Source organism: Candidatus Methylolitoribacter marinus, assembly GCF_051853155.1.
GTDB lineage: Bacteria > Pseudomonadota > Gammaproteobacteria > Burkholderiales > Methylophilaceae > BACL14.
Map to the genome: position 1 here is coordinate 1,026,251 of NZ_CP124221.1, position 20,349 is coordinate 1,046,599.

General features: G+C 35.6%; 21 protein-coding genes. 7 read left to right on the plus strand and 14 right to left on the minus strand.

The annotated features are described in order from the left end of the window. Positions 1-432, minus strand: coding sequence for a 6,7-dimethyl-8-ribityllumazine synthase (gene ribH, locus QFA95_RS05455; protein ID WP_486462525.1), 432 nt, complete (start codon positions 430-432; stop codon positions 1-3). An 11-nt stretch (positions 433-443) separates the two neighbouring features. Then, positions 444-2,006, minus strand: a complete 1,563-nt coding sequence (locus QFA95_RS05460) for an L-lactate MFS transporter (protein WP_486462526.1) — start codon at positions 2,004-2,006, stop codon at positions 444-446. 134 nt (positions 2,007-2,140) lie between these two features. On the opposite strand from QFA95_RS05460, the gene QFA95_RS05465 reads away from it, so the two are divergent. From QFA95_RS05465 to QFA95_RS05475, 3 genes are read left to right on the plus strand one after another with little or no spacing between them, the layout of a single operon-like run. Next, complete coding sequence (locus QFA95_RS05465) at positions 2,141-2,842, plus strand: response regulator (protein ID WP_486462527.1); 702 nt, start codon at positions 2,141-2,143, stop codon at positions 2,840-2,842. Next, complete coding sequence (locus QFA95_RS05470) at positions 2,835-4,115, plus strand: phosphate regulon sensor protein PhoR (protein ID WP_486462528.1); 1,281 nt, start codon at positions 2,835-2,837, stop codon at positions 4,113-4,115. The genes QFA95_RS05465 and QFA95_RS05470 overlap by 8 nt, the downstream gene beginning before the upstream one ends. 3 nt (positions 4,116-4,118) lie before the next feature. Further along, complete coding sequence (locus QFA95_RS05475; RefSeq protein ID WP_486462529.1) at positions 4,119-4,826, plus strand: hypothetical protein; 708 nt, start codon at positions 4,119-4,121, stop codon at positions 4,824-4,826. 17 nt (positions 4,827-4,843) lie between these two features. Here the strand turns inward: QFA95_RS05475 and QFA95_RS05480 are convergent, their stop codons facing one another. Next, the gene (locus tag QFA95_RS05480) at positions 4,844-8,698 is read right to left on the minus strand and encodes a DUF3683 domain-containing protein (RefSeq protein WP_486462530.1); all 3,855 of its coding nucleotides are present in this window, start codon (positions 8,696-8,698) and stop codon (positions 4,844-4,846) included. Between the two features lie 94 nt (positions 8,699-8,792). Here QFA95_RS05480 and QFA95_RS05485 point away from each other — a divergent pair, with 94 nt between their 5' ends. Both QFA95_RS05485 and QFA95_RS05490 read left to right on the plus strand, forming a co-directional pair. After that, the gene (locus QFA95_RS05485) at positions 8,793-9,203 is read left to right on the plus strand and encodes a CopD family protein (protein WP_486462531.1); all 411 of its coding nucleotides are present in this window, start codon (positions 8,793-8,795) and stop codon (positions 9,201-9,203) included. Positions 9,204-9,214: 11 nt separating this feature from the next. Continuing rightward, positions 9,215-10,141 carry a carbohydrate kinase family protein gene (locus tag QFA95_RS05490; RefSeq protein ID WP_486462532.1) on the plus strand — a complete coding sequence of 309 codons (927 nt, stop codon included), beginning with the start codon at positions 9,215-9,217 and terminating at the stop codon, positions 10,139-10,141. Here the strand turns inward: QFA95_RS05490 and QFA95_RS05495 are convergent. Genes QFA95_RS05495 through QFA95_RS05510 form a run of 4 tightly spaced genes read right to left on the minus strand, consistent with a single transcriptional unit; the run spans position 10,134 to position 13,348 of the window. Continuing rightward, a complete protein-coding gene (locus QFA95_RS05495; RefSeq protein ID WP_486462533.1) occupies positions 10,134-10,952 on the minus strand; it encodes a symmetrical bis(5'-nucleosyl)-tetraphosphatase in 819 nt (272 codons plus the stop codon). The genes QFA95_RS05490 and QFA95_RS05495 overlap by 8 nt on opposite strands. 24 nt (positions 10,953-10,976) lie before the next feature. Then, positions 10,977-11,435 carry a c-type cytochrome gene (locus QFA95_RS05500; RefSeq protein WP_486462534.1) on the minus strand — a complete coding sequence of 153 codons (459 nt, stop codon included), beginning with the start codon at positions 11,433-11,435 and terminating at the stop codon, positions 10,977-10,979. Positions 11,436-11,456: 21 nt separating this feature from the next. Next, entirely contained in the window at positions 11,457-12,371 is a 915-nt protein-coding gene (gene cyoE / locus QFA95_RS05505; RefSeq protein ID WP_486462535.1) for a heme o synthase, read from the minus strand. Then, on the minus strand, positions 12,359-13,348 hold the full coding sequence (locus QFA95_RS05510) for a COX15/CtaA family protein (RefSeq protein ID WP_486462536.1): 990 nt from the start codon (positions 13,346-13,348) through the stop codon (positions 12,359-12,361). Before QFA95_RS05510 ends, cyoE begins: the two co-directional genes overlap by 13 nt. Before the next feature lie 164 nt (positions 13,349-13,512). On the opposite strand from QFA95_RS05510, the gene QFA95_RS05515 reads away from it, so the two are divergent. After that, positions 13,513-13,902, plus strand: a complete 390-nt coding sequence (locus tag QFA95_RS05515) for a TlpA family protein disulfide reductase (RefSeq protein ID WP_486462537.1) — start codon at positions 13,513-13,515, stop codon at positions 13,900-13,902. Here QFA95_RS05515 and QFA95_RS05520 read toward each other — a convergent pair. Both QFA95_RS05520 and QFA95_RS05525 read right to left on the minus strand, forming a co-directional pair. Continuing rightward, complete coding sequence (locus QFA95_RS05520; protein ID WP_486462538.1) at positions 13,894-14,469, minus strand: SCO family protein; 576 nt, start codon at positions 14,467-14,469, stop codon at positions 13,894-13,896. The two genes, QFA95_RS05515 and QFA95_RS05520, sit on opposite strands and share 9 nt — an antisense overlap. After that, positions 14,466-15,167, minus strand: a complete 702-nt coding sequence (locus QFA95_RS05525; RefSeq protein WP_486462539.1) for an SURF1 family protein — start codon at positions 15,165-15,167, stop codon at positions 14,466-14,468. Before QFA95_RS05525 ends, QFA95_RS05520 begins: the two co-directional genes overlap by 4 nt. Before the next feature lie 29 nt (positions 15,168-15,196). Here QFA95_RS05525 and QFA95_RS05530 point away from each other — a divergent pair, with 29 nt between their 5' ends. Beyond that, positions 15,197-15,412: a twin transmembrane helix small protein gene (locus tag QFA95_RS05530; protein WP_009852108.1), complete on the plus strand. Its 216-nt coding sequence runs from the start codon at positions 15,197-15,199 to the stop codon at positions 15,410-15,412. Between the two features lie 52 nt (positions 15,413-15,464). Here QFA95_RS05530 and QFA95_RS05535 read toward each other — a convergent pair whose 3' ends face one another. The 5 genes from QFA95_RS05535 to QFA95_RS05555 form a co-directional block, all read right to left on the minus strand. Next, the gene (locus QFA95_RS05535; RefSeq protein WP_486462540.1) at positions 15,465-16,337 is read right to left on the minus strand and encodes a cytochrome c oxidase subunit 3; all 873 of its coding nucleotides are present in this window, start codon (positions 16,335-16,337) and stop codon (positions 15,465-15,467) included. Between the two features lie 18 nt (positions 16,338-16,355). Then, positions 16,356-16,892, minus strand: coding sequence for a cytochrome c oxidase assembly protein (locus QFA95_RS05540; RefSeq protein ID WP_486462541.1), 537 nt, complete (start codon positions 16,890-16,892; stop codon positions 16,356-16,358). Between the two features lie 126 nt (positions 16,893-17,018). Then, positions 17,019-18,608 (minus strand): cytochrome c oxidase subunit I, encoded by a 1,590-nt coding sequence (ctaD, locus tag QFA95_RS05545; protein ID WP_486462542.1) that lies wholly within the window; start codon positions 18,606-18,608, stop codon positions 17,019-17,021. Positions 18,609-18,644: 36 nt separating this feature from the next. After that, positions 18,645-19,778: a cytochrome c oxidase subunit II gene (gene coxB / locus QFA95_RS05550; RefSeq protein ID WP_486462543.1), complete on the minus strand. Its 1,134-nt coding sequence runs from the start codon at positions 19,776-19,778 to the stop codon at positions 18,645-18,647. A 95-nt stretch (positions 19,779-19,873) separates the two neighbouring features. Beyond that, positions 19,874-20,338: a DUF2244 domain-containing protein gene (locus tag QFA95_RS05555; RefSeq protein WP_486462544.1), complete on the minus strand. Its 465-nt coding sequence runs from the start codon at positions 20,336-20,338 to the stop codon at positions 19,874-19,876. Between the last annotated feature and the right edge of the window lie 11 nt (positions 20,339-20,349).

Genomic DNA, 20,349 nt, shown 5'->3' on the forward strand with positions numbered 1-20,349 from the left:
TTAGGTTATTGAATTTAGGGTGGTAAGGGTTTCAATCAAACCATTGACCACTTCAATACCTTTTGTACTTGTCCTCTGAATTGTTTCATCATCATTATTAGTGGTTAAGATTGCATTCATGATAGGAACATCATATTGTAATTGAACATTCATGATTCCCATTGCTGATTGATCTGATACAACCTCAAAATGATAAGTTTCACCCCTGATGACTGCGCCAATTGCAATCAGTGCATGATATTTTTTTGATTTACAGCATCTTGCTAACAGGAGCGGTAACTCTAGGGCGCCAGGGACATAAAACTTATCTAAATTAGCTTCTTGAAAACCTAATTTAATAAGTTCATATGTAATTGAACTCTCTAAAACAGAAACATGTTCATAATTAAACCTTGAAATACAAAGTCCTACTTTTAAGGAACCAAAATTCATGCTCATAATGCTTAGTAGAAGATGACTAAAGCTTTTTCAAGCGTATTATAAATTGCAAAAATTAGAGGGATGCCAACAACCATCCATGCAATAGGTAAAATAATTTTTTGTAGCTCGGTATTGCTAGATTGTGTTTTTAAAGATCTTAAATTTAATGATGTCATTACTTTTCTTTCATTATCTAACTCGGATTTGCTCATAAAATATTTTTTATTGACTGGCTTCACAAGTAGGTTTGAAATTAACCCTATAACCAATAAACCTGCCAGTATATACATGCTTAGATTATATGCTTGAGAAGGGTCGACACCTTGTTCAATTTGATACTCTCTAAGATAAAAAACCAACATAGGGCCTAGAATACCCGCTGAAGCCCAGGCAGTGAGTAAGCGGCCATGGATTGCTCCCACATGCTGCGTTCCAAAAATATCTGCCAAGTAAGCTGGTATGGTAGCAAAACCGCCTCCATACATTGTTAAGATAATGCAAAAAATAAGGGCAAATAATGGGATATTTCCAGTGCTCCCAGCCCATGGTGAACTCACATACATTAAAAAACCAAGAGCAAAGAATATTAAATAAGTATTCTTTCGTCCCAAATAATCAGATGATGATGCCCAGAAAATTCTCCCAAGAATATTCGACAAAGATAATAATGCAACAAAACCAGCAGCAATTGCCACAATCTGTCCTTGATCAAATACATTAACCGCAACTTCTTGGAACATTGGAGAGGCAACACCGAGCACTCCAATACCAGCAGAAACATTTAAACAAAGTACAATCCATAAAAGCCAAAACTGGTTTGTCTTATGAGCATTTTTTACATGCACATGATCATTGGTAATTAATTTATTTGTTTTTTCTTTTGGGACCCATCCAGATGGTTTCCAACCATTAGCAGGAACTCTATAACCAAATGCTCCTAAAAGCATAGCTATTAAATAAACAGCTCCCATAATGAGAAAAGTCTGCCAGACTCCTCCATCCACAGAAGAAAAATGATTCATTAAGTATTCTGCTGATGGACTTCCAATCATTGCTCCACCACCAAAACCCATAATAGCCATACCTGTTGCCAACCCTCTTCTATCAGGGAACCACTTAATTAAAGTTGAAACAGGAGAAATATAACCTAGACCAAGTCCAATACCACCGATAACACCAGTTCCTAGCCAAATGATCCACAACTGGTGAGTATAGACGCCTAAGGAGGTAACAATCAATCCTCCACCCCACGCAAGCGCAGCAGCAACGCCAGCTTTCCTTGGACCCGCTTTTTCTAGCCAGTGTCCAAAAATCGCTGCAGATGCGCCAAGAAAAACAATAGCTAATGAAAACGTCCACCCTAAATCACTCATTTTCCAATCACATGATGTTATAAAAATTCTCTCAAAGAAAGTAATATTATCTGCACATTGTTGACCCACGATTTCGGTAAGTCTTTTCCAGAAAACGCTGAAGCCATAAATCATACCAATCGACAAATGAATTAAGAGCGCAGCTGGAGGAACTAACCATCTGTTAAAATTCTTATCAGCAATAATATTTTCTTTATTTAACGAGTTGAACATTGCAAAAAGCCCATATTTAAATTAATAACTAAACCATAATGAAAAATTCATAAAAAATCAAAGCCTATTTGCCTTATTATCCCCATTAATTAGTTTACAATTAAATTTAAAATTCCTTAAAATTTATTAGAAATATGAAAAAGCCAAATATATTAATTGTTGAGGATGAGGAATCTATATTAGAGATGATAGCTTTGAATCTTCATCACAACAACTTTCAACCATTAAGAGCAATCAATGCAGAAAATGCTGAAAGTTTTTTAAATAAAAATAAAGTTGATCTTATTTTGCTTGATTGGATGCTCCCTGGCATGGACGGTATTGATTTTCTCAAGCGACTTCGTACAAATTCTAGCACCAAGAGTATACCCGTAATAATGCTCACTGCTAAAAGTGAAGAATTAGATAAAATTGAAGGTTTTGAAGTTGGTGCGGATGATTATTTAGCAAAACCATTTAGTCAAAAAGAGTTAGTTGCTAGGATCAAGGCCATACTTAGAAGAAAGAATCCAGAATCCGTTTTAGACAAGATTGAACACGGCAGTCTTAAAGTTAATCCAGATAGTCATGAAGTGTTTTATAAATCAAAATTTATCAAACTTGGGCCAACCGAATTCAAATTAATATTTTTATTATGTATGAATAAAAATCGAGTCCTCTCTCGTGAAATCATTGTTGATAAAATTTGGAATAATGAATCTGAAATTGACGCACGAACAATCGATGTTCATGTCAAGAGGCTAAGGTCAACATTAAAATCATATGGGATTGAAAATAGTATTGACACTATAAGGGGTGCTGGTTATAAGTTAGCGGATGAAATGAATTTTGAATAAGATTTTCATAAAAATAATCACAAGATTATTTATATTTGCTCTTTGCTCTTTTTTTGTTGGGCTATTTTTTTCAATAATCTATGGCTTGTTATTATTTATTTTTCTTTTAATTCTATATGTTTACAATCAAACCTATTATTTAATTAGTTTAGATAATTGGCTTAATCAACCCTCACAACACACAGTGCCAATCGGGAATAATTTATGGGAGCCAACTTTTTCAAAACTTTACCAATTTCATAAAAATATTGTTAAAACAAAAAGAGACTTAGGGCTGGCATTAGATCAATTCATTCTTGGGGCTCAAGCATTACCTGATGGAGTCTTATCGTTAGATCAGTCAAATCATATTTTATGGGCCAATAAAAAAATACAGCGCATGCTAGGAATCAAAATTCCGGATGATCTCAACAAACCAATTACCTATATTTTACGGGATACTAAGTTACTAGACCTAATCGAAGCAAATGATAACAAAAAATCAATATCAGTAATAATTGATGATGATAAATACCAAATCAATTTAATTGAATTTGGAGCAGAAAATAAATTATTAATATGCAGGAATATTAATAATGAAGAAAAATCTGAAGTAATTCGCAAACGATTTATTTCTGATGTTTCACACGAATTAAAGACACCTTTAACAGTAATTATGGGTAATAGTGAGCTGATGCTCAATGCCGATATCGAACCAAAACAACAAAAAATTTTACTGAACGCAACTTTAGATCAAGCACAAAGAATGAATACTTTAATAGCTGATCTTATATCTTTGAATCGCGTCGACACAACAAAAACTATACTAAGAGATAAAAAGGTCATGGTTACTGATTTGAAAAATCAAATTCTTAGCAGTTTGTCATCTTTAAGACTAAAAAAAGATATTTCATTTGAATTTAATATAGATTCTAAAAAAAATATTCTGGGTTCCTTTTCAGAAGTGTATAGCGCTCTAGAAAATTTAGTCTCAAATGCATTTAGATATTCAGACAAAGGATCCATTTCAATTAATTGGTCTATTATTAAAGGACAAGGTGTCTTATCAGTTACCGACTCAGGTATAGGAATTTCAAAAGAACATCTTACTAAAATTACTGATAGATTTTATAGGGTAGATACCGATAGAAGCAGAAATTCAGGGGGCACTGGCTTGGGCTTAGCAATTGTAAAAAATATTATGGATCACCATAATGGATCAATAGATATTAAAAGTGATGTGAGCAAAGGAAGTACATTTTCGCTTGTCTTTCCAAAAGAAAGAGTTCTATAAAGAATGTTATATAAGATATTTTATTTATTTCTTTTAGTTTTCATTACTTCATGTTCTTCAAACCAAATTAAATCCCCTACTTCACAATATGATAAAAGCTCAGTTAATCAATTCGCAAAAACAGACTTTGATCGGATGGCTGACCTTGAGATAAGGGAGAATATGGAAAGTCTAAAAATCCTAGCTTTGAAATTTTACAAACGAAACCCTAGTCAGTTAAAAAAATCAACTCAAGATAATGCCGAAAAAATGGTAAATTGGATTTTCCATGGTGATCATAATAATGAATTTGAACAATTACAAAATAAAAAAGATATTGAGTGTTTGAATTTAGTTTTTGATGAAAGTTTTAATGGAGACAGAGTTTTGGCTTTGATGACTGGCCTAAAAACCATGCTCCTTGAATCTCATGGCAACAAAACAGATTTCTATCTTTTTGATAAATTAGATCCACAAAATATTTACAACGTCGCCAGAAATATCGAAGTGGTCGTATGGAAATTATCTACTAAAAAAATGGAGAATGGGGAACCTTTTTTAATTTCAAATTCAATCTCTGGGAACGAGCAAAATTTGAGCTTTGAAAGAGAGTTTGGAAAAATTATTGGGCGATCTGACTATTTTGCATACACGCTATCTGAGAAAACTGAGCGGACAATTACAAGGGCTGTGCAGAGCGTCTCGACTAGACTATTTTTACCATTCATTTAAAAAACTAGATGCTAAGATTACAATAAGACCTTCTCAATACCACCGTTGTTTGCCTTCTCGACGTAATCTTGAAGCCAGTTAGCTCCTAGATTATTTTTTGCAATTTCCACGACAATATAGTCAGCATCTGTTCCAGTTTCATCCCCGTATCTTGATAAGCCTTGCAAACACGAAGGGCATGATGTAAGTATCTTGACATCATCTTTATTATCTTTAATAAGAATATTCTTATCTTTTGTAATTTCTTCAGATTTTCTCATTTTTACCTGAGTTGCAATATCAGGTCGAGTCACAGCAAAGGTCCCAGACTCCCCACAACATCTGTCATTCTTTTTAACATCTTGATTTAACAACGCTTTTGTGACATTTGCAGAAGTGTATGTTTTCATTGGGTTATGACAAGGCTCATGATACATATATTGCACACCAGATACATCATTCATCTTAATCTCTTTTTCCATCAGGTATTCATGAATATCAAGAAGACGGCAGCCCGGAAAGATGGATTCAAATTGATATTTAGAGAGTTGGTCCATACAGGTTCCACATGAAACAATCACAGTTTTGATATCTAAATAATTAAGAGTATTTGCAATTCTATGAAACTGCACCCTATTGTCAGATGAGATTTCATGACCTTTATCAATATCTCCTGAAGATGTTTGAGGGTATCCACAACACAAGTACCCTGGGGGCAGAACAGTAATTGCACCCACTTCATACAACATAGCCTGGGTGGCTAACCCTACTTGAGAAAAAAGCCTTTCAGAACCACATCCAGGAAAATAAAAAACAGCATCAGACTCATCAGTTATCTTATTATGATTTCTAATGATTGGAACGATCTTGTCGTCTTCGATACCAAGCATCGCTCTTGATGTTTTTGTAGGAACATTTTTTGGCATCGGTCTATTAATAAAGTGAATGACTTGAGACACCACATTGCTTTTCCCAACAGTCGAAGGTGGATTCTTAGTAAACATTCGACTACCTAATGCCAATTTTTTTGCAATCTTGTGTATAGTAGTTTGTACCCGATATCCAATATTAATCATCAATTGATGCATCACTTTAATTGTTCTGGGATCTTTTAAATTCAGATATGTCATGCCAACATAACTACCTAAATTGAATTTTTTCTTATTTTGCTTACGAAGAAAGTTTCGCATTTGAATGCTCACATCACCATAATCAATATTTACTGGGCATGGATTTAAACATTTATGACAAACAGTGCAATGATCTGCAATATCATTAAACTCATCGAAATGTTTAAGTGATATTCCTCGACGAGTTTGTTCCTCATATAAAAATGCTTCAATTAATAAAGATGTTCCAAGGATTTTATTTCTTGGGCTATACATTAAGTTGGCTCTTGGAACATGGGTTGTACAGACCGGTTTACATTTGCCGCATCTTAAACAGGAGCTAATTGAATCTGCGATTTCACCCATTTCAGACTGCTCCATGATAATTGACTCTTCTTCAAGCAATCCAAAGCTTGGGGTATATGCTTTTTTTAAACCCGAACCTGGAAGAAGTTTACCCTTGTTAAAATGACCATGAGGGTCAACCTTGTCTTTGTATTTTTTAAAGACCTCAATCGTCTCATTATCTAAAAATTCCATTTTAGTAATACCAATACCATGCTCACCAGAAATAACGCCATCAAGTGACTTCGCCAGATTCATTACTCTGGAAACAGCAATTTGCGCATCACTCATCATCTGATAGTCATCGGAGTTCACAGGTATATTGGTATGCACATTTCCATCACCAGCGTGCATATGTAAAGCAATAAAAACTCTAGATTTTAATTTTTGTTGGTGGGTTTTAACAATGCCTGAAATAATTTTTTCAAATTCTCGACCAATAAATATTTCTTTTAGAGGTGCTAAAACTTCTGTTTTCCAGGAAATTACAATCTCGTGGTTCTGGACAAGTTTAATAATTGGCATATCTGAATATTGAGTCTCATAATTGAGAAATTTATTCAAGTCATCTCCACTTAAATCTAGAGAATTAATAATCCAATACCATTTAGATTTTACTTTTTCGATTAAATTGCTTGCTAATATAGATTTATCTTTGAAAAGATTCTCATTAAAGTCCTCATCCTCGATAATAGGTTTATAGTTTTGGATAAAGTCTTTAACATCTTCAAGTATCAATAACTTATTTTTTATTGATAACTCAATATTTAATCTCTCGATACCATTGGAATATTCTCCAAGCCTCTCCAGAGGAATAACTACATCTTCATTGATTTTGAATGCATTGGTATGCTTTGCTATGGCGGCTGTTCTCGCACGATCAGCCCAGAAGTTTTTTCTTGCTTCTGGTGATACAGCTATAAAACCCTCACCAGATCTTCGGTTAGCGATGGTAACGACATGCGAACACACTTGACCAACGATAGTTTCATTATCAGAGGCAATATCAGCAATCAAAACCATTTTAGGCCTTTGTGATCTAGCAGCCTTGGTTGAATATCCGACTGCTTTGATATAACGATCATCAAGGTGCTCTAAACCAGCAAGAACAACACCAGAGGTATCGTCAATATATTTTTTTATTTCGACAATAGATGGAACAGCGTCACCAACTTGGCCAAAAAATTCTAAACAGACTGTTCTGACAAATTTTGGCATTTTATGCAAAATAAATGAGGCAGAAGTAATTAGACCATCACATCCTTCTTTTTGCACACCGGGCAAACCACTTAAAAATTTATCTGTAACATCCTTACCCAGTCCAATTTTTCTGAACTTATGGCCTGGAATTTCCAAAATTTCTTTAGCTTTGATTTCTTTTGATGTTTTTGAATCAATGAAAGATATTTGAAATCTTGCATTATCGATATCATGGATTTTTCCAAGATTATGATCAAGTCGTTCAATGATTATCCAATCACCGTTAGGATCAACCATTTTCCATGAGGCAAGATTATCGAGGGCTGTTCCCCATAGAACGGCTTTTTTACCTCCTGCGTTCATAGCAACATTTCCGCCAATGCAACATGAGTCAGCTGAAGTTGGATCAGTTGCAAACTCTAAACCTGCAGCACTTGCCTTTTCCATTACTCTTCTAGTCACTGCACCTGCTCCACAATGAACTACAGGTACCTTGCTATACACACCAGGAAGATCAACATTTAACACCTCAGATATTGAGTCCAGCTTCTCCGTATTTATAACAGCAGATTTGCTTGTTAAAGGAATGGCTCCTCCAGTGTATCCAGTCCCGCCGCCTCGAGGAATAATTGTTAAGCCTAGCTCAATTAATTCTTTAACCAATGCCGGGATTTCCATTTCGTTATCAGGATTTAGGACGACAAAAGGAAATTCAACTCTCCAGTCTGTTGCATCAGTGACATGTGAGACACGAGCCAAACCATCAAATTGGATATTATCTTTATTGGTATATTTTTTTAAACTCTTGAGAACTTTTTTACGCAACAACTTGGTTGTTTTGAATGACTCTTCAAAGTCATCAACAGCTTTCCTTGAAGAGACAACCAGCTGAGAAACTTTAATGTTTCCAAAACTTCTCGATTCAATCGAACTTATTCGATGATGAAGGGCATCAATTAACTGTTTCAGTCTTTTTGGGTTATCTAATAAATCATCTTGCAGATAAGGATTTCGAGTTACAACCCACAAATCTCCAAGGACCTCAAAGAGCATTCGTGCTGAAGTGCCTGTTTTTCTCTCCGAACGCAGTTCTTCAATGGCATTCCACATCTCTTCTCCAAGAAATCTAAAGACTATTTCTTTGTCAGAAAAAGAAGTATAGTTGTAAGGAATTTCTCGAATTTTGCTAGCAAATTTGGATTGCGCTTTGAGAAAGTCTGTTGAAATTGGTGCGTTCATTAATCTTATTGAAATAAAACCTAAGAATACCATGCGGGCTTGCTAGTATCAACGGCGATCACAGTAGGGTTATTAATTTTTTAAGGAATTATGTATGCTTTGGATGAAGTCTTTGCACATTATCTTTATGGTTACCTGGTTTGCTGGTTTGTTTTATCTGCCAAGGTTGTATGTTTATCATGCTGAGACTCAAGATAAAATCAGTCATGAGCGATTTAAAATTATGGAGCGTAAACTTTTTTATGGAATCATGACCCCCGGCGGGATCCTAACAATTTTTTTCGGCTTATTGTTAATTATAAATTATGATTACCAAGGGGCTTGGTTAAACTACAAGTTAATTTTGGTTGGTCTTTTAGTCATCTATCATTACTATTGCTGGAAATATTTAAATTTATTCAAAAATAAGCAGAATAATCATAGTCACATTTTTTATCGAATATTTAATGAAATTCCTGTGATAATACTCATTGCAATTGTTTTTTTAGTTATCTATAAACCTTAATGGAGTTTTGAATGAGTATTTTAGTTTGCGGTTCAATGGCCTATGATTCCATTATGGTGTTTCGAGATTATTTTAAAAACCATATCATGCCGGATCAAATTCATAAACTCAGTGTTGCTTTTTACACCCCTGAGATGGAAAAAAATTACGGTGGCACTGCGGGCAATATCGGACACAACCTAAATCTACTTGAAACTGATTTTTTTATTATGAGTACTGTGGGTAAGGACTTTGATAGCTACAGTGATTGGCTTCAAAAAAGAAAAATAAATACCAAATACATCAAAAAACTTGGTGATCAATTCACGGCTCAAGCATTTATTACAACAGATCTAGATGACAATCAAATCACTGCATTTCACCCCGGCGCAATGACTCAGAGTGAAGTAAATTCAATATCCGAAGTGAATGAAAATATTGAAATTGTTCTTATTTCGCCAGATGGGAAGGAAGGGATGATAAAACATGCTGAGGAGGCGTTTAGTAAAAAAATTCCTTTTATCTTTGATCCGGGTCAGGGTCTCCCAATGTTCAACGAGCAAGAATTAAAAGATTTTATTGAAAAAGCAACCTACATTACAGTAAATGATTATGAGGCTCAATTGCTAAGCAGGAACTCTCATTTGTCCTTAGGTGAAATACGAAAAAAGGTTGAGGCTCTGATTATTACAAAAGGCTCTTCAGGTTCTACAATTATGACCTCGTCAGACGAAATCCATATACCAGCGTTTAATGTTGAAAGTCCAGTCGATCCGACAGGATGTGGAGATGCTTATCGAGCTGGTATTGCTTATGGAATAGTGAAAAATTGGAATTGGGAGAAGAGTGGCAAATTAGCATCTGCCCTTGCCTCATTAAAAGTCAATTACAAGGGTGGGCAAAATCATAATCCGAATGTTGATGACATTCAGAGCTTAGCTGGATTCAAAATTAATTAATTAAATCTTTTGGATTAGCCGGTACTTTAAAAGTTTTTTGACTTTCCAAACAAAAAGCGGTTAATTTTTGACCCCAAACACATCCACTATCTATCGAAATCCCATAAGAATGCCGATGCACGCCTATTGCTGACCAGTGGCCAGTAATGATCTTTATGGAGTCATCAATTCTTTCAAACTCAAACCAAGGTCGATAGGGTTCTCTATCTATTTTTTTTGGAATCTTGCCTTTAAAGTCATAATTTAAACTCAAATCAAAATTTAAGGCTCTCATTCTTGTCATGATGTTAATTGTCATCCTCCTCCTTAAGGATTTTTTTAAATCATCACTCCAATATCCAGGTTGGTTACCATACATCTTTCCTAGAAAATTAGCTGGGTCATTATTCAACGCTAGGTGAACTTTGTCTGCCAATTTCAAAGATTTATTGATAGACCAAGTTGGATGGATTCCAGCATGAACCACCAGGTAATTATCTCTTAATATTGCTAAAGGTTTTTTTATCAGCCATTCAATGAAAAGATCTATCTGATTTGAATATAAAAGATTTTCTAAGGTATCATTTTTTTGATGTTTTTTTTGATCAAAATAAATAGCAATTAAATGGAGGTCATGATTTCCTAAAACTGTTTGGATATTTGACTGATTGGCTAAGCACCACTGAGAAAATAAAAGAGAATTTTGACCACGATTTACCAAATCACCAACAAAGATAAGTTCATCTCGATCAGATTTATATTTTATTTTTTGAAGGAGGTCTAGAAAAGAAAAATGGCAGCCTTGCACATCACCGATTGCATAAACTGCCATGATTATGGATAGTTAGCTTATAAATTAAAAATTTGCGCCTGCGCCATTGGCCATATCGATAACAGCAGCAGCCACCTCTTCATCAGTGAGTTTAGCATTTCCACCTCTAGCTGGCATCGTTCTAATTCCATTAATTGCGTGACTTACAAGTGTTTCTTTGCCTTGAGCGATTCTTGGAGCCCATTGCTCTTCGCTACCAATTTTTGGTGCTCCCATTAAACCACCTTCATGACACATCGCGCAGTTCGCAGCAATGATTTGTTTAGCGTCAATTACTTTATCTGAAGCATTGTCTGATTGATCATCAACTTCTACCTGCGCTACAGGTTCTGTTGTTGAGGCGTCAACTACTTTTTCTGCAGCAGGCTCATTTGAAGAATAATCCTTGGTCAAAAGTACAATTAAAATAACAGCAGCCACAAAACTACCAATCACCACTGCAGTTGTCTCAATAACACTTCTTAATTCACTATTTTTACTCATAACAATCCTTTGTATCTAAAACTAAATAAATTTAAATTTAAAATAATGGTCAATCAGAAAAGCTAAGAAAATTAGCCCCAAATACCATATTGAATATCGAAATATTTTCATGCTTAGTTTATCAGAATATTCTCGATATAGCATCACCGTATAAAACAAGAAATAAGCGTTCAATAGGGTTGCAAAGATAATATAAATTAATCCTGCCATCCCTACACTAAATGGCATCATGGTCACAATAACTAAAATAATTGTATATAAAACAATTTGCAGTCTAGTGTACTTCTCACCATGAGTTACTGGGAGCATCGGCATCCCAACTTTCTCATATTCCTTTCGGCGATATAACGCTAGCGCCCAAAAATGTGGGGGTGTCCAACAAAATATGATCAAAAAAAGAATTAAAGATTCAGGTGTCACTTGATTGGTAACTGCAGCCCATCCAAGAACTGGTGGCATCGCACCAGAAGCTCCACCAATCACAATATTCATTGGCGTTGCTGGTTTAAGAAAAACTGTATAAATTACTGCATAGGCAAAGAATGTAAGTAACGTCAGCCATGCGGTTAATGGATTGACAAAGACATAAAGGAGATATAAACCTAACCCACCAAGCACACTTGAAAAAATTATAGTTTCCTTTTGTGAAACTTGACCTAGTGGAAGTGGTCTGCCTTTTGTTCTAGCCATCATTGCATCAATCTTTTCTTCAATTAAGCAATTAAACGCAGCAGCAGCGCCAGATACAAATGCAATACCGATGGATGCAAAAAATAAAATATCCAAAGGAACAATTCCAGGTGTGGATAAAAACATGCCAATGATAGCTGTAAAAACAATAAGGGCACACACTCGTGGTTTGGTCAATGCATAAAAGCTCTTTAGTGCATCAATGCTCAGCAATGCCCTCATGCTTGTTGTACCTAGTTTTGCCATGGTTTTGTAATTCTTGAATTAATACCGACTAAGATCACTACTAACAAAGCTGCGCCAAGGTTATGAAGAGTAGCAAGAACGATTGGCAAATGAAGAAGAAGATTGGCAATGCCTATAATAAATTGCAAACTAATTACAAGGATTAATACATTTCTCCACATGTTGAAGCCTTGATTCACTTTCAGGATATAAGCAACAAATAATAAATACACTAAGAGTACAATGGCCCCTATCCGATGAACCCACTGGATCGCATGCAGAGCTTCTAATGATAGTGGCTCCCCTATTGACGTGACCCCAAGCTCTCGAAAAATAGTAAAAGCATTATAAAAATCCATTTCTGGGACCAAGGAGCCATGGCATGTTGGGTAATCTGTACATGCTAGCGCAGCATAATTAGTACTTGTCCATCCACCCAGTGCAATTTGAATGAATAATAAAACTAATGAAAATCTTATTATCTTTCTTTCATATTTATTTGAAACAAAATTCTCTCTATGCGTTCCGTAGTTTCGATGCATCAGAAAAGTTAAGATACCCAGGACTGTCATGCCTCCAAGCAAATGTGATGTAACAACAGCAGGTTTTAGGAGTAAGGTCACCGTCCACATACCAAGGGCAGCCTGAAAAATTACTAATCCAAGTAAAAAAAATGGCCATTTAAGTGAGTAATTAATTTGCTCTCTTAGTCTGATTGACATGAAAGCAATTACTAGAATCATGATTCCGAGTATTCCAGCTATATAGCGATGAATCATCTCTATCCATGCTTTTTCAATTTCAACAGGACTGTCAGGATAAACAGCCTGTGCTTTCTCAATTTGGTCAATACTCTCTGGTACACTCAAGGTGCCATAACAGCCAGGCCAATCTGGGCAGCCAAGGCCCGAGTCGGTAAGTCTTGTATATGCCCCAAAGGACACCACAATTAGTGCGAGCAATGTTGCATAAAAAGTCAGTCTTTTATAAAAATTCATTTCTTTATGATTGTAATGATTGTTGATAAAATTCGAACGTTTGATTATAACAAAGTCTCAGTATTGATATGCAAGAAAATAAGAAAAATTTTATTTACCTATTGTCCCTTATAGTTCTCATCGTGCTTCTTTTTTTTCTCATTCGACCAGAGAAAATAAATTCAATGGAGTTTAATATTCTTGATGGTGAAAAATTAAAAAGTGATGATATTAATAAAATTTTAATCCTTAATTTTTGGGCAACTGATTGTCCAACCTGCATCAAAGAAATGCCTGATTTAGCCAAAATTCATCATGAATTTAAAGATGATATCGAGCTCATTGCAGTTGCCATGCCTTACGATCTTCCAAGCCGCGTCATCAACTTTAAAAATAAAAACGCTTTGCCATTTAAGGTCGCTATCGATCCTGATAATAGGATTTTATCGGAATTTGAACAAGTTAAATTAACACCGACAACTATTATTGCTGACAAGAATAAAACTATATATCAGACCATCATAGGTGAAATTAACTATGAGAATTTGAAAGAGACTATTCTAAAATTAAGATGAGTTTTTTATAAGCCTCTCAACATCCTTAATGATTCCCTTTGGGTTCGAACTTCTATCATAGCGCATCATAATAAAACCATATGGATCAATCAAATAGATTTCACTGGCATCAAAATTTTCAATTTCTCTAAATTTATTCATTAATCGACCGTACTCCTCTGGATCTTTAACCACCTTTTGGCCCTTATAATCTTCTTCATAACTGAGTACTTCATCACTATCTGTTAATACCAATCGTCCAACTTTATCTAAATTTTTTCCAAGGGCTAACCTTGTTTGTCTTAATGTATACAATAGCTTTTCACAATCTGTATCACATCCACTTGAAACAAATCCAGTTAAAGTCCACTTTCCAAGTAATTTTTGTTTCGTCTCATCACCAATAGCTATAGCCTCAATTACCCCAACTTCGATGACAGGATGAATCAATGAGCCGTTTTGCACACCGATATCATTTTTTTTAAAATCTGTATAAAACACGAGATACCATGAGACGATGAAAGGTGCAGTAAACAATGCAACGATGACAACTAGCGCAATTCTTGCTTTAACTACTTTTGAAATCATTTATTTTTTTTCCTTAATGTAATAAATATAATCAGCAATGTGAGTGCGAACGCGAACCACTGAAACGCATATCCATAATTTTTTTCTGAATTCGATACTGGCAATATTAGATGTCTTTTAAGATTTTCATCAATTGGTGGCTCCAACGTTAAAACGAATGGATATATCTCATACTGAATATTCAATGCTTCTTTTATTTCACCAACATCTATTCTTTGTATGCGAATCGAAGAATCATTAATATTTTCTATGTTCTCAGTATTTAAAATAATGCCATGAGATGGAACCTTGGTAAGAATTCCACTGATCATAGTGTCTTTAATTTTCTTTACAGCCGGTAATTCATTTCGATCTTCTATGAGATCATGCCAACCCCGGTTAACTAAAATGACTTTATTTTCTCGAGTTAAAAAAGGTGAATAAATCACATATCCTGCTTCACGCTTATAGGTTTGATTATCTAAATAAAGATTGGGTGATGTAAATTCACCCTCGACTGAAAACCTACCCCATAAATTTTCTTCATTAATATCAGTTTCATCAAATACCTCCAGGGAGGATTGACGTTCTAAGTAATTTTGATTTATTTCATTTTTTTGATCTGCTCGATCTAGCTGCCAAAATCCTAGTCGGAGAAGAATTAAAAATGTGACGACAAACAATATGTCCAACACTAAACTTTTATTTTTTACTTTCAATGTCCCGGATGTTCCTATAATATGTGTTGATGGATATTCAAGCTATTTATAAATCAATCGTAATTATTCTTTTAATTGTCGTTATTTTATCACTAACCAGTGGCTTACATTTCTTAATGAAGGATGTCGATCAGAGTAAAAAGATGGTGACCTCTTTAACCATTCGAGTCACTCTATCAATTATTTTATTTCTGATGATTATTATCGGTTTTAAGCTTGGGCTAATTCAACCAAACCACATGTAACACAAAAAAAAACGTTACCATTAGGTAACGTTTTTTTTAATCCAATAAATAGTTATATCCAATAAACGAAAATAAATAGACCAAGCCAGACCACATCCACAAAATGCCAGTACCAAGCTACTGCCTCAAAAGCAAAATGATCTTTCTTGCTAAAGTGACCTCTCATGGTTCTTAATAAGATAACAAGAAGCATAATCGCACCCATAGTCACATGGAAGCCATGGAATCCGGTTAGCAAATAAAAAGTTGAACCATAAATGCCCGAACTTAATTTTAGATTAAGATCATTGTAAGCATGAATATATTCTTCAGCCTGAAAATACACAAATACAAATCCAAGTAAAACTGTAGCAGCAAGCCATAAGTTTAAGCTTGTACGCTTACTATTTTTTAAGGCCCAGTGAGCAAAAGTTACAGTAACGCCACTAGTTAGAAGTATCAATGTGTTAATTGCTGGCACGCCAAAAGCTGGAACTACATCCTTTGGTTGATCATAATTTGTAGGATCAGGTGTCACACTCAGAGGCCATGCAGCCTCAAAAGCTGACCATAAAAATTCATGGGTTGCGGTGCCTGAACCTAAACCACCCAGCCAGGGGATGGAAAACATTCTTGCATAATAAAGAGCCCCAAAGAAAGCAGCGAAGAACATTACTTCCGAGAAAATAAACCAACCCATACCCATTCTAAAACTGACATCAACCTGCTCGCTGTATTTTCCAGCACGGCTTTCACCGATCACATCATTAAACCAACCAATAAACATGTATGTAACTAAAGCGATTCCGATGTAGAGAACCACATTAGCATTAGCATTTCCATTAAAAAGTAATGCGCCCCCAATAAATAAAACAAATAATGCAAAACTACCAAAAATTGGCCATTTACTGCCTTCAGGAACGTAATAAATATCTTTAGCTGCCATAATAAATCCTATTCAAATTTATGAATTATCGCCTTTTGCCCTAAAAAAAGTGTAAGAGAGTGTTAGCGCTCCAACATCTTTAGGCAAATCTTGATCTACCTCAAATCTCACCAGCATGTCTTTGGTTTCTCCAGGCTCTAGCACCTGATTCACAAAACAAAAACATTCTGACTTCTTAAAATACAATGATGCTATTTGGGGGGATACACTTGGTATAGCTTGACCTACCACAGGTACATCAGCCATATTAGTCACAGTATACGTGGCATCGTAGAACTTTCCTGGTTGAACTTTCAACGATTTAAGTGAAGGTTTTAATCTCCACGGTAAATCACCATTTACATTTGAATCGAAAAGTATTCTGACTTCACGATCAATTAAAGGTGACGCCTCCCCTGCACCTTCGGTTACTCTTTGTGTTTTTCCATTTAGGCCAGTAATCTGACAAAAGGCATCATACAAAGGAACCATCGCATAACCAAAACCGAACATCAATATTGTAACCACAAATAAGACGGTCGTTGTTTTTTTTATACCTCTCTGTTTAGAAGCCATCTTATTTTATAAGTGACTCAAAACAAAAAATAAGTAAAAAGAAAGTGCGACTAGTGCTAATACTATAGCTAGTCGCTTATTCTTTTTTGCTAAATTCTTTTTATCCTTCTCAGCTAATGCCATCAATTAGTTTTCAAGCATTGATTTAGTTAGCTTTGGAGGTGTTTCAAATGTGTGGAATGGTGCTGGTGAAGGAACTGTCCACTCAAGACCTTTAGCGCCTTCCCATGCTTGTGCCTTAGCTTTCTTACCACCCAATGCACATTTGATAACAATATAAACAAAAAGTAACTGACTGATACCATAAGCAAATCCACCGATACTTGAGATCATGTTGAAATCTGCAAAAACAATATTGTAGTCAGGGATCCTTCTAGGCATACCCGCTAGACCAAGGAAGTGTTGTGGGAAAAATAGCACGTTCGCAGCAATCGTAGATAACCAGAAGTGTATCTTCGCAAGCTTCTCATCGTACATGTAACCTGTCCATTTTGGTAACCAGTAGTAAGCCGCTGCCATGAGTGAGAATACTGCACCCGTTAGAAGAACATAATGAAAGTGAGCCACAACAAAGTAAGTATCATGATACTGGAAATCAACTGGTGTAATACCAAGCATCAATCCTGAGAAACCACCGATCGTAAATAATATAACAAATGCGATTGAGAACAACATTGGCGCTTCAAATGTCATTGCCCCTTTCCACATTGTTGCCATCCAGTTGAAAACTTTCACGCCGGTTGGCACTGCGATCAACATCGTTGCATACATAAAGAACAATTCACCTTTGATTGGCATACCCACAGTAAACATATGATGAGCCCACACAAAGAATGACAAGATTGCTATCGATGCTGTCGCGTAAACCATCGATGCATAACCAAATAATGGCTTTCTAGCGAATGTAGGAATGATTGTTGAAACAATACCAAATGCCGGAAGAGCTAGAATATAAACTTCAGGGTGTCCGAAGAACCAGAAAATGTGTTGGAATAACACCGGGTCACCACCACCAGCAGCGTTAAAGAAACTCGTGCCGAAGTACTTATCGGTTAATAACATTGTCACTGCACCAGCTAGCACTGGAAGTGAAGCAATTAATAAGAATGCTGTAATTACCCATGTCCATACGAATAATGGCATTTTCATCAAAGTCATACCTGGGGCACGCATATTAAATACGGTTGCAATAATGTTGATCGCACCCATGATCGATGAGACACCCAAAATATGTACTGTAAATATTAAGAATGGGAAAGCATCACCTAACTGCAACACAAGTGGTGGATACATAGTCCAACCACCAGCTGGGCCGCCACCATTCATAAATAATGTACTAATCAATAGTGCAAAACCAAAAGGAAGAATCCAGAAACTCATATTGTTCATACGAGGAAGCGCCATATCAGGGGCGCCAATCATTAATGGTATCATCCAGTTTGCTAACCCAACGCCAGCAGGCATCACGGCACCAAAGATCATGATGAGGGCATGAACGGTAACCATTGAGTTATAAAATTGTGGATCAACGAACTGTAATCCCGGTTGAAATAATTCAGCCCGAATAATCATTGCCATTGCACCACCGATGAAGAACATCATCAATGAGAATATTAAATAGAGTGTTCCAATGTCCTTATGGTTGGTTGAAAAAATCCAACGCTTTAGGCCGGTTGGAGCATGATGATGATCATGTTCGTGTGCTACTGTACTCATAATATTTTCCTCATAAAATATTTATTTAATTAAAAATTATTTGCGTTCTGCAGCAACATTAGCTGCTTGAACGACATCTCCTGTATCATTACCAAAAGCATTGCGGGTGTAAGTTACAACTGCTGCGATGTCACCGTCATTCAATTGCTCACCAAATGCCGGCATTAGATTTTTACCGTAGATAATTTGTGTAATGTGCGCTTGTAAATTTTCAGGCTTTGTGGCTAATTGACTTCCTGCCACTGCAGGAAACACGCCCTGAACACCTGCGCCATTTGCTTGGTGGCAGGCTAAACAGTTAGCTTTGTAGACTGCCTCGCCTTTAGTCATTAGTTCATCCATGGACATCTCTTTACTAGATGCTTCAGCAGCTGCAACTTGTTCTTGTTTTTTCTCAGCTACCCATGTTTTGTATTCATCCATAGAGACGGCTTTAACTACAATAGGCATATATCCATGACCCTTACCACAGATCTCAGTACATTGACCGCGATAGGTACCAGGCTCGTTAATTAAAGTCCAGTTATCGTTAATGAAGCCAGGAATTGCATCACGTTTCCATCCAAGATCTGGAACCCACCAGGCATGAATCACATCATTGGCTGTAGTTAAAATTCTAATTCTTGTGTTGGTTGGCAAAACGAGTGGCTCATCTACATCCAGTAAGTACTCAGGATGCTCCATTGGGTTTACTGAATCAACACGTTGACTTAATTCAACACTTTTTTCATCAAGATTACTATAAATTGTTAAATCATCTTCAAGGTACTCATATTTCCATTTCCACTGATAACCTACCGCCTTAACTGTCAAAGCTGTATCGGATGTATCATCCATTTCAATCAAAAGTTTAGTTGCAGGAATAGCAAGTCCAATGATAATCATGAGAGGTATTGCTGTCCAAATAATTTCAATTGTTGTGCTGTGTGAGAATTTTGCAGGTTTGACGCCTCTGGATTTTCTATGGTGGAAAATTGACCAGAACATGATACCGAACACTACGATACCGATAATCGTCACAACCCATAAGGACACCATGTGCATGTCATATACTTTTTGACTGATTGGTGTTACACCTTCGCGCATATTAAGATTCCAGTCAGCAAACACTGATACAGGTAAAGTGACTAAAAATAATGCTTGAATAATTTTTTTGAAAATACTTGTCATGCTTTCTCTCTTCGCAATGCTTAAATAATTAAAATAAAGATTTTTTTAACTGTGTAAATGTAACTAATTTGTAACAATGTTGTCAACCATTTCGTTTAAATGGTTTTAACTAAATTTTTTAACTTTTCTCGCTCTTCGTCTGTAACTCTTTGACCTAAAAAGACTTTTTTCCCATCCTTGATAAAATAAAAAATTGAGTGTTTAAGTCTGGTTGGTGGCTCGTATTGAAAGTTAGTCCAATTTCTCACTAATTCATACTCTTTAATTTTTTTTCGCATCACGAATCTAACTTTTATATTGTACGGGCTAATTAAGATTTCTTCATAGAAGGTACTTTTAAGAGCTGTAATATAAAGTGCATAACCGAGAATTAAAAATTCAATTCCATAAAAGGGAATAGCCAGATATAAATTAACGTAGCTTAAAGCAATTGCTATTAGGAGAATGAAACAACCAAAATAGAAATAAACCTTCTTGATTATATGCCATGGCATGGCTGGATTAGGTCTAATAATTATTGACTGAGTGTCTTTCTGTTTATCAAATTTATTTTCAATCATGTAATGTATAA

Excerpts from the sequence above, each read along its gene's own strand:
- ribH (WP_486462525.1), bottom strand. The coding sequence starts at position 432 with ATGAATTTTGGTTCCTTAAAAGTAGGACTTTGTATTTCAAGGTTTAAT.
- QFA95_RS05460 (WP_486462526.1), bottom strand. The coding sequence starts at position 2,006 with ATGTTCAACTCGTTAAATAAAGAAAATATTATTGCTGATAAGAATTTT.
- QFA95_RS05465 (WP_486462527.1), top strand. The coding sequence starts at position 2,141 with ATGAAAAAGCCAAATATATTAATTGTTGAGGATGAGGAATCTATATTA.
- QFA95_RS05475 (WP_486462529.1), top strand. The coding sequence starts at position 4,119 with ATGTTATATAAGATATTTTATTTATTTCTTTTAGTTTTCATTACTTCA.
- QFA95_RS05480 (WP_486462530.1), bottom strand. The coding sequence starts at position 8,698 with ATGAACGCACCAATTTCAACAGACTTTCTCAAAGCGCAATCCAAATTT.
- QFA95_RS05485 (WP_486462531.1), top strand. The coding sequence starts at position 8,793 with ATGCTTTGGATGAAGTCTTTGCACATTATCTTTATGGTTACCTGGTTT.
- QFA95_RS05490 (WP_486462532.1), top strand. The coding sequence starts at position 9,215 with ATGAGTATTTTAGTTTGCGGTTCAATGGCCTATGATTCCATTATGGTG.
- QFA95_RS05495 (WP_486462533.1), bottom strand. The coding sequence starts at position 10,952 with ATGGCAGTTTATGCAATCGGTGATGTGCAAGGCTGCCATTTTTCTTTT.
- QFA95_RS05500 (WP_486462534.1), bottom strand. The coding sequence starts at position 11,435 with ATGAGTAAAAATAGTGAATTAAGAAGTGTTATTGAGACAACTGCAGTG.
- cyoE (WP_486462535.1), bottom strand. The coding sequence starts at position 12,371 with ATGGCAAAACTAGGTACAACAAGCATGAGGGCATTGCTGAGCATTGAT.
- QFA95_RS05510 (WP_486462536.1), bottom strand. The coding sequence starts at position 13,348 with ATGAATTTTTATAAAAGACTGACTTTTTATGCAACATTGCTCGCACTA.
- QFA95_RS05515 (WP_486462537.1), top strand. The coding sequence starts at position 13,513 with ATGGAGTTTAATATTCTTGATGGTGAAAAATTAAAAAGTGATGATATT.
- QFA95_RS05520 (WP_486462538.1), bottom strand. The coding sequence starts at position 14,469 with ATGATTTCAAAAGTAGTTAAAGCAAGAATTGCGCTAGTTGTCATCGTT.
- QFA95_RS05530 (WP_009852108.1), top strand. The coding sequence starts at position 15,197 with ATGGATATTCAAGCTATTTATAAATCAATCGTAATTATTCTTTTAATT.
- QFA95_RS05535 (WP_486462540.1), bottom strand. The coding sequence starts at position 16,337 with ATGGCAGCTAAAGATATTTATTACGTTCCTGAAGGCAGTAAATGGCCA.
- QFA95_RS05540 (WP_486462541.1), bottom strand. The coding sequence starts at position 16,892 with ATGGCTTCTAAACAGAGAGGTATAAAAAAAACAACGACCGTCTTATTT.
- ctaD (WP_486462542.1), bottom strand. The coding sequence starts at position 18,608 with ATGAGTACAGTAGCACACGAACATGATCATCATCATGCTCCAACCGGC.
- coxB (WP_486462543.1), bottom strand. The coding sequence starts at position 19,778 with ATGACAAGTATTTTCAAAAAAATTATTCAAGCATTATTTTTAGTCACT.
- QFA95_RS05555 (WP_486462544.1), bottom strand. The coding sequence starts at position 20,338 with ATGATTGAAAATAAATTTGATAAACAGAAAGACACTCAGTCAATAATT.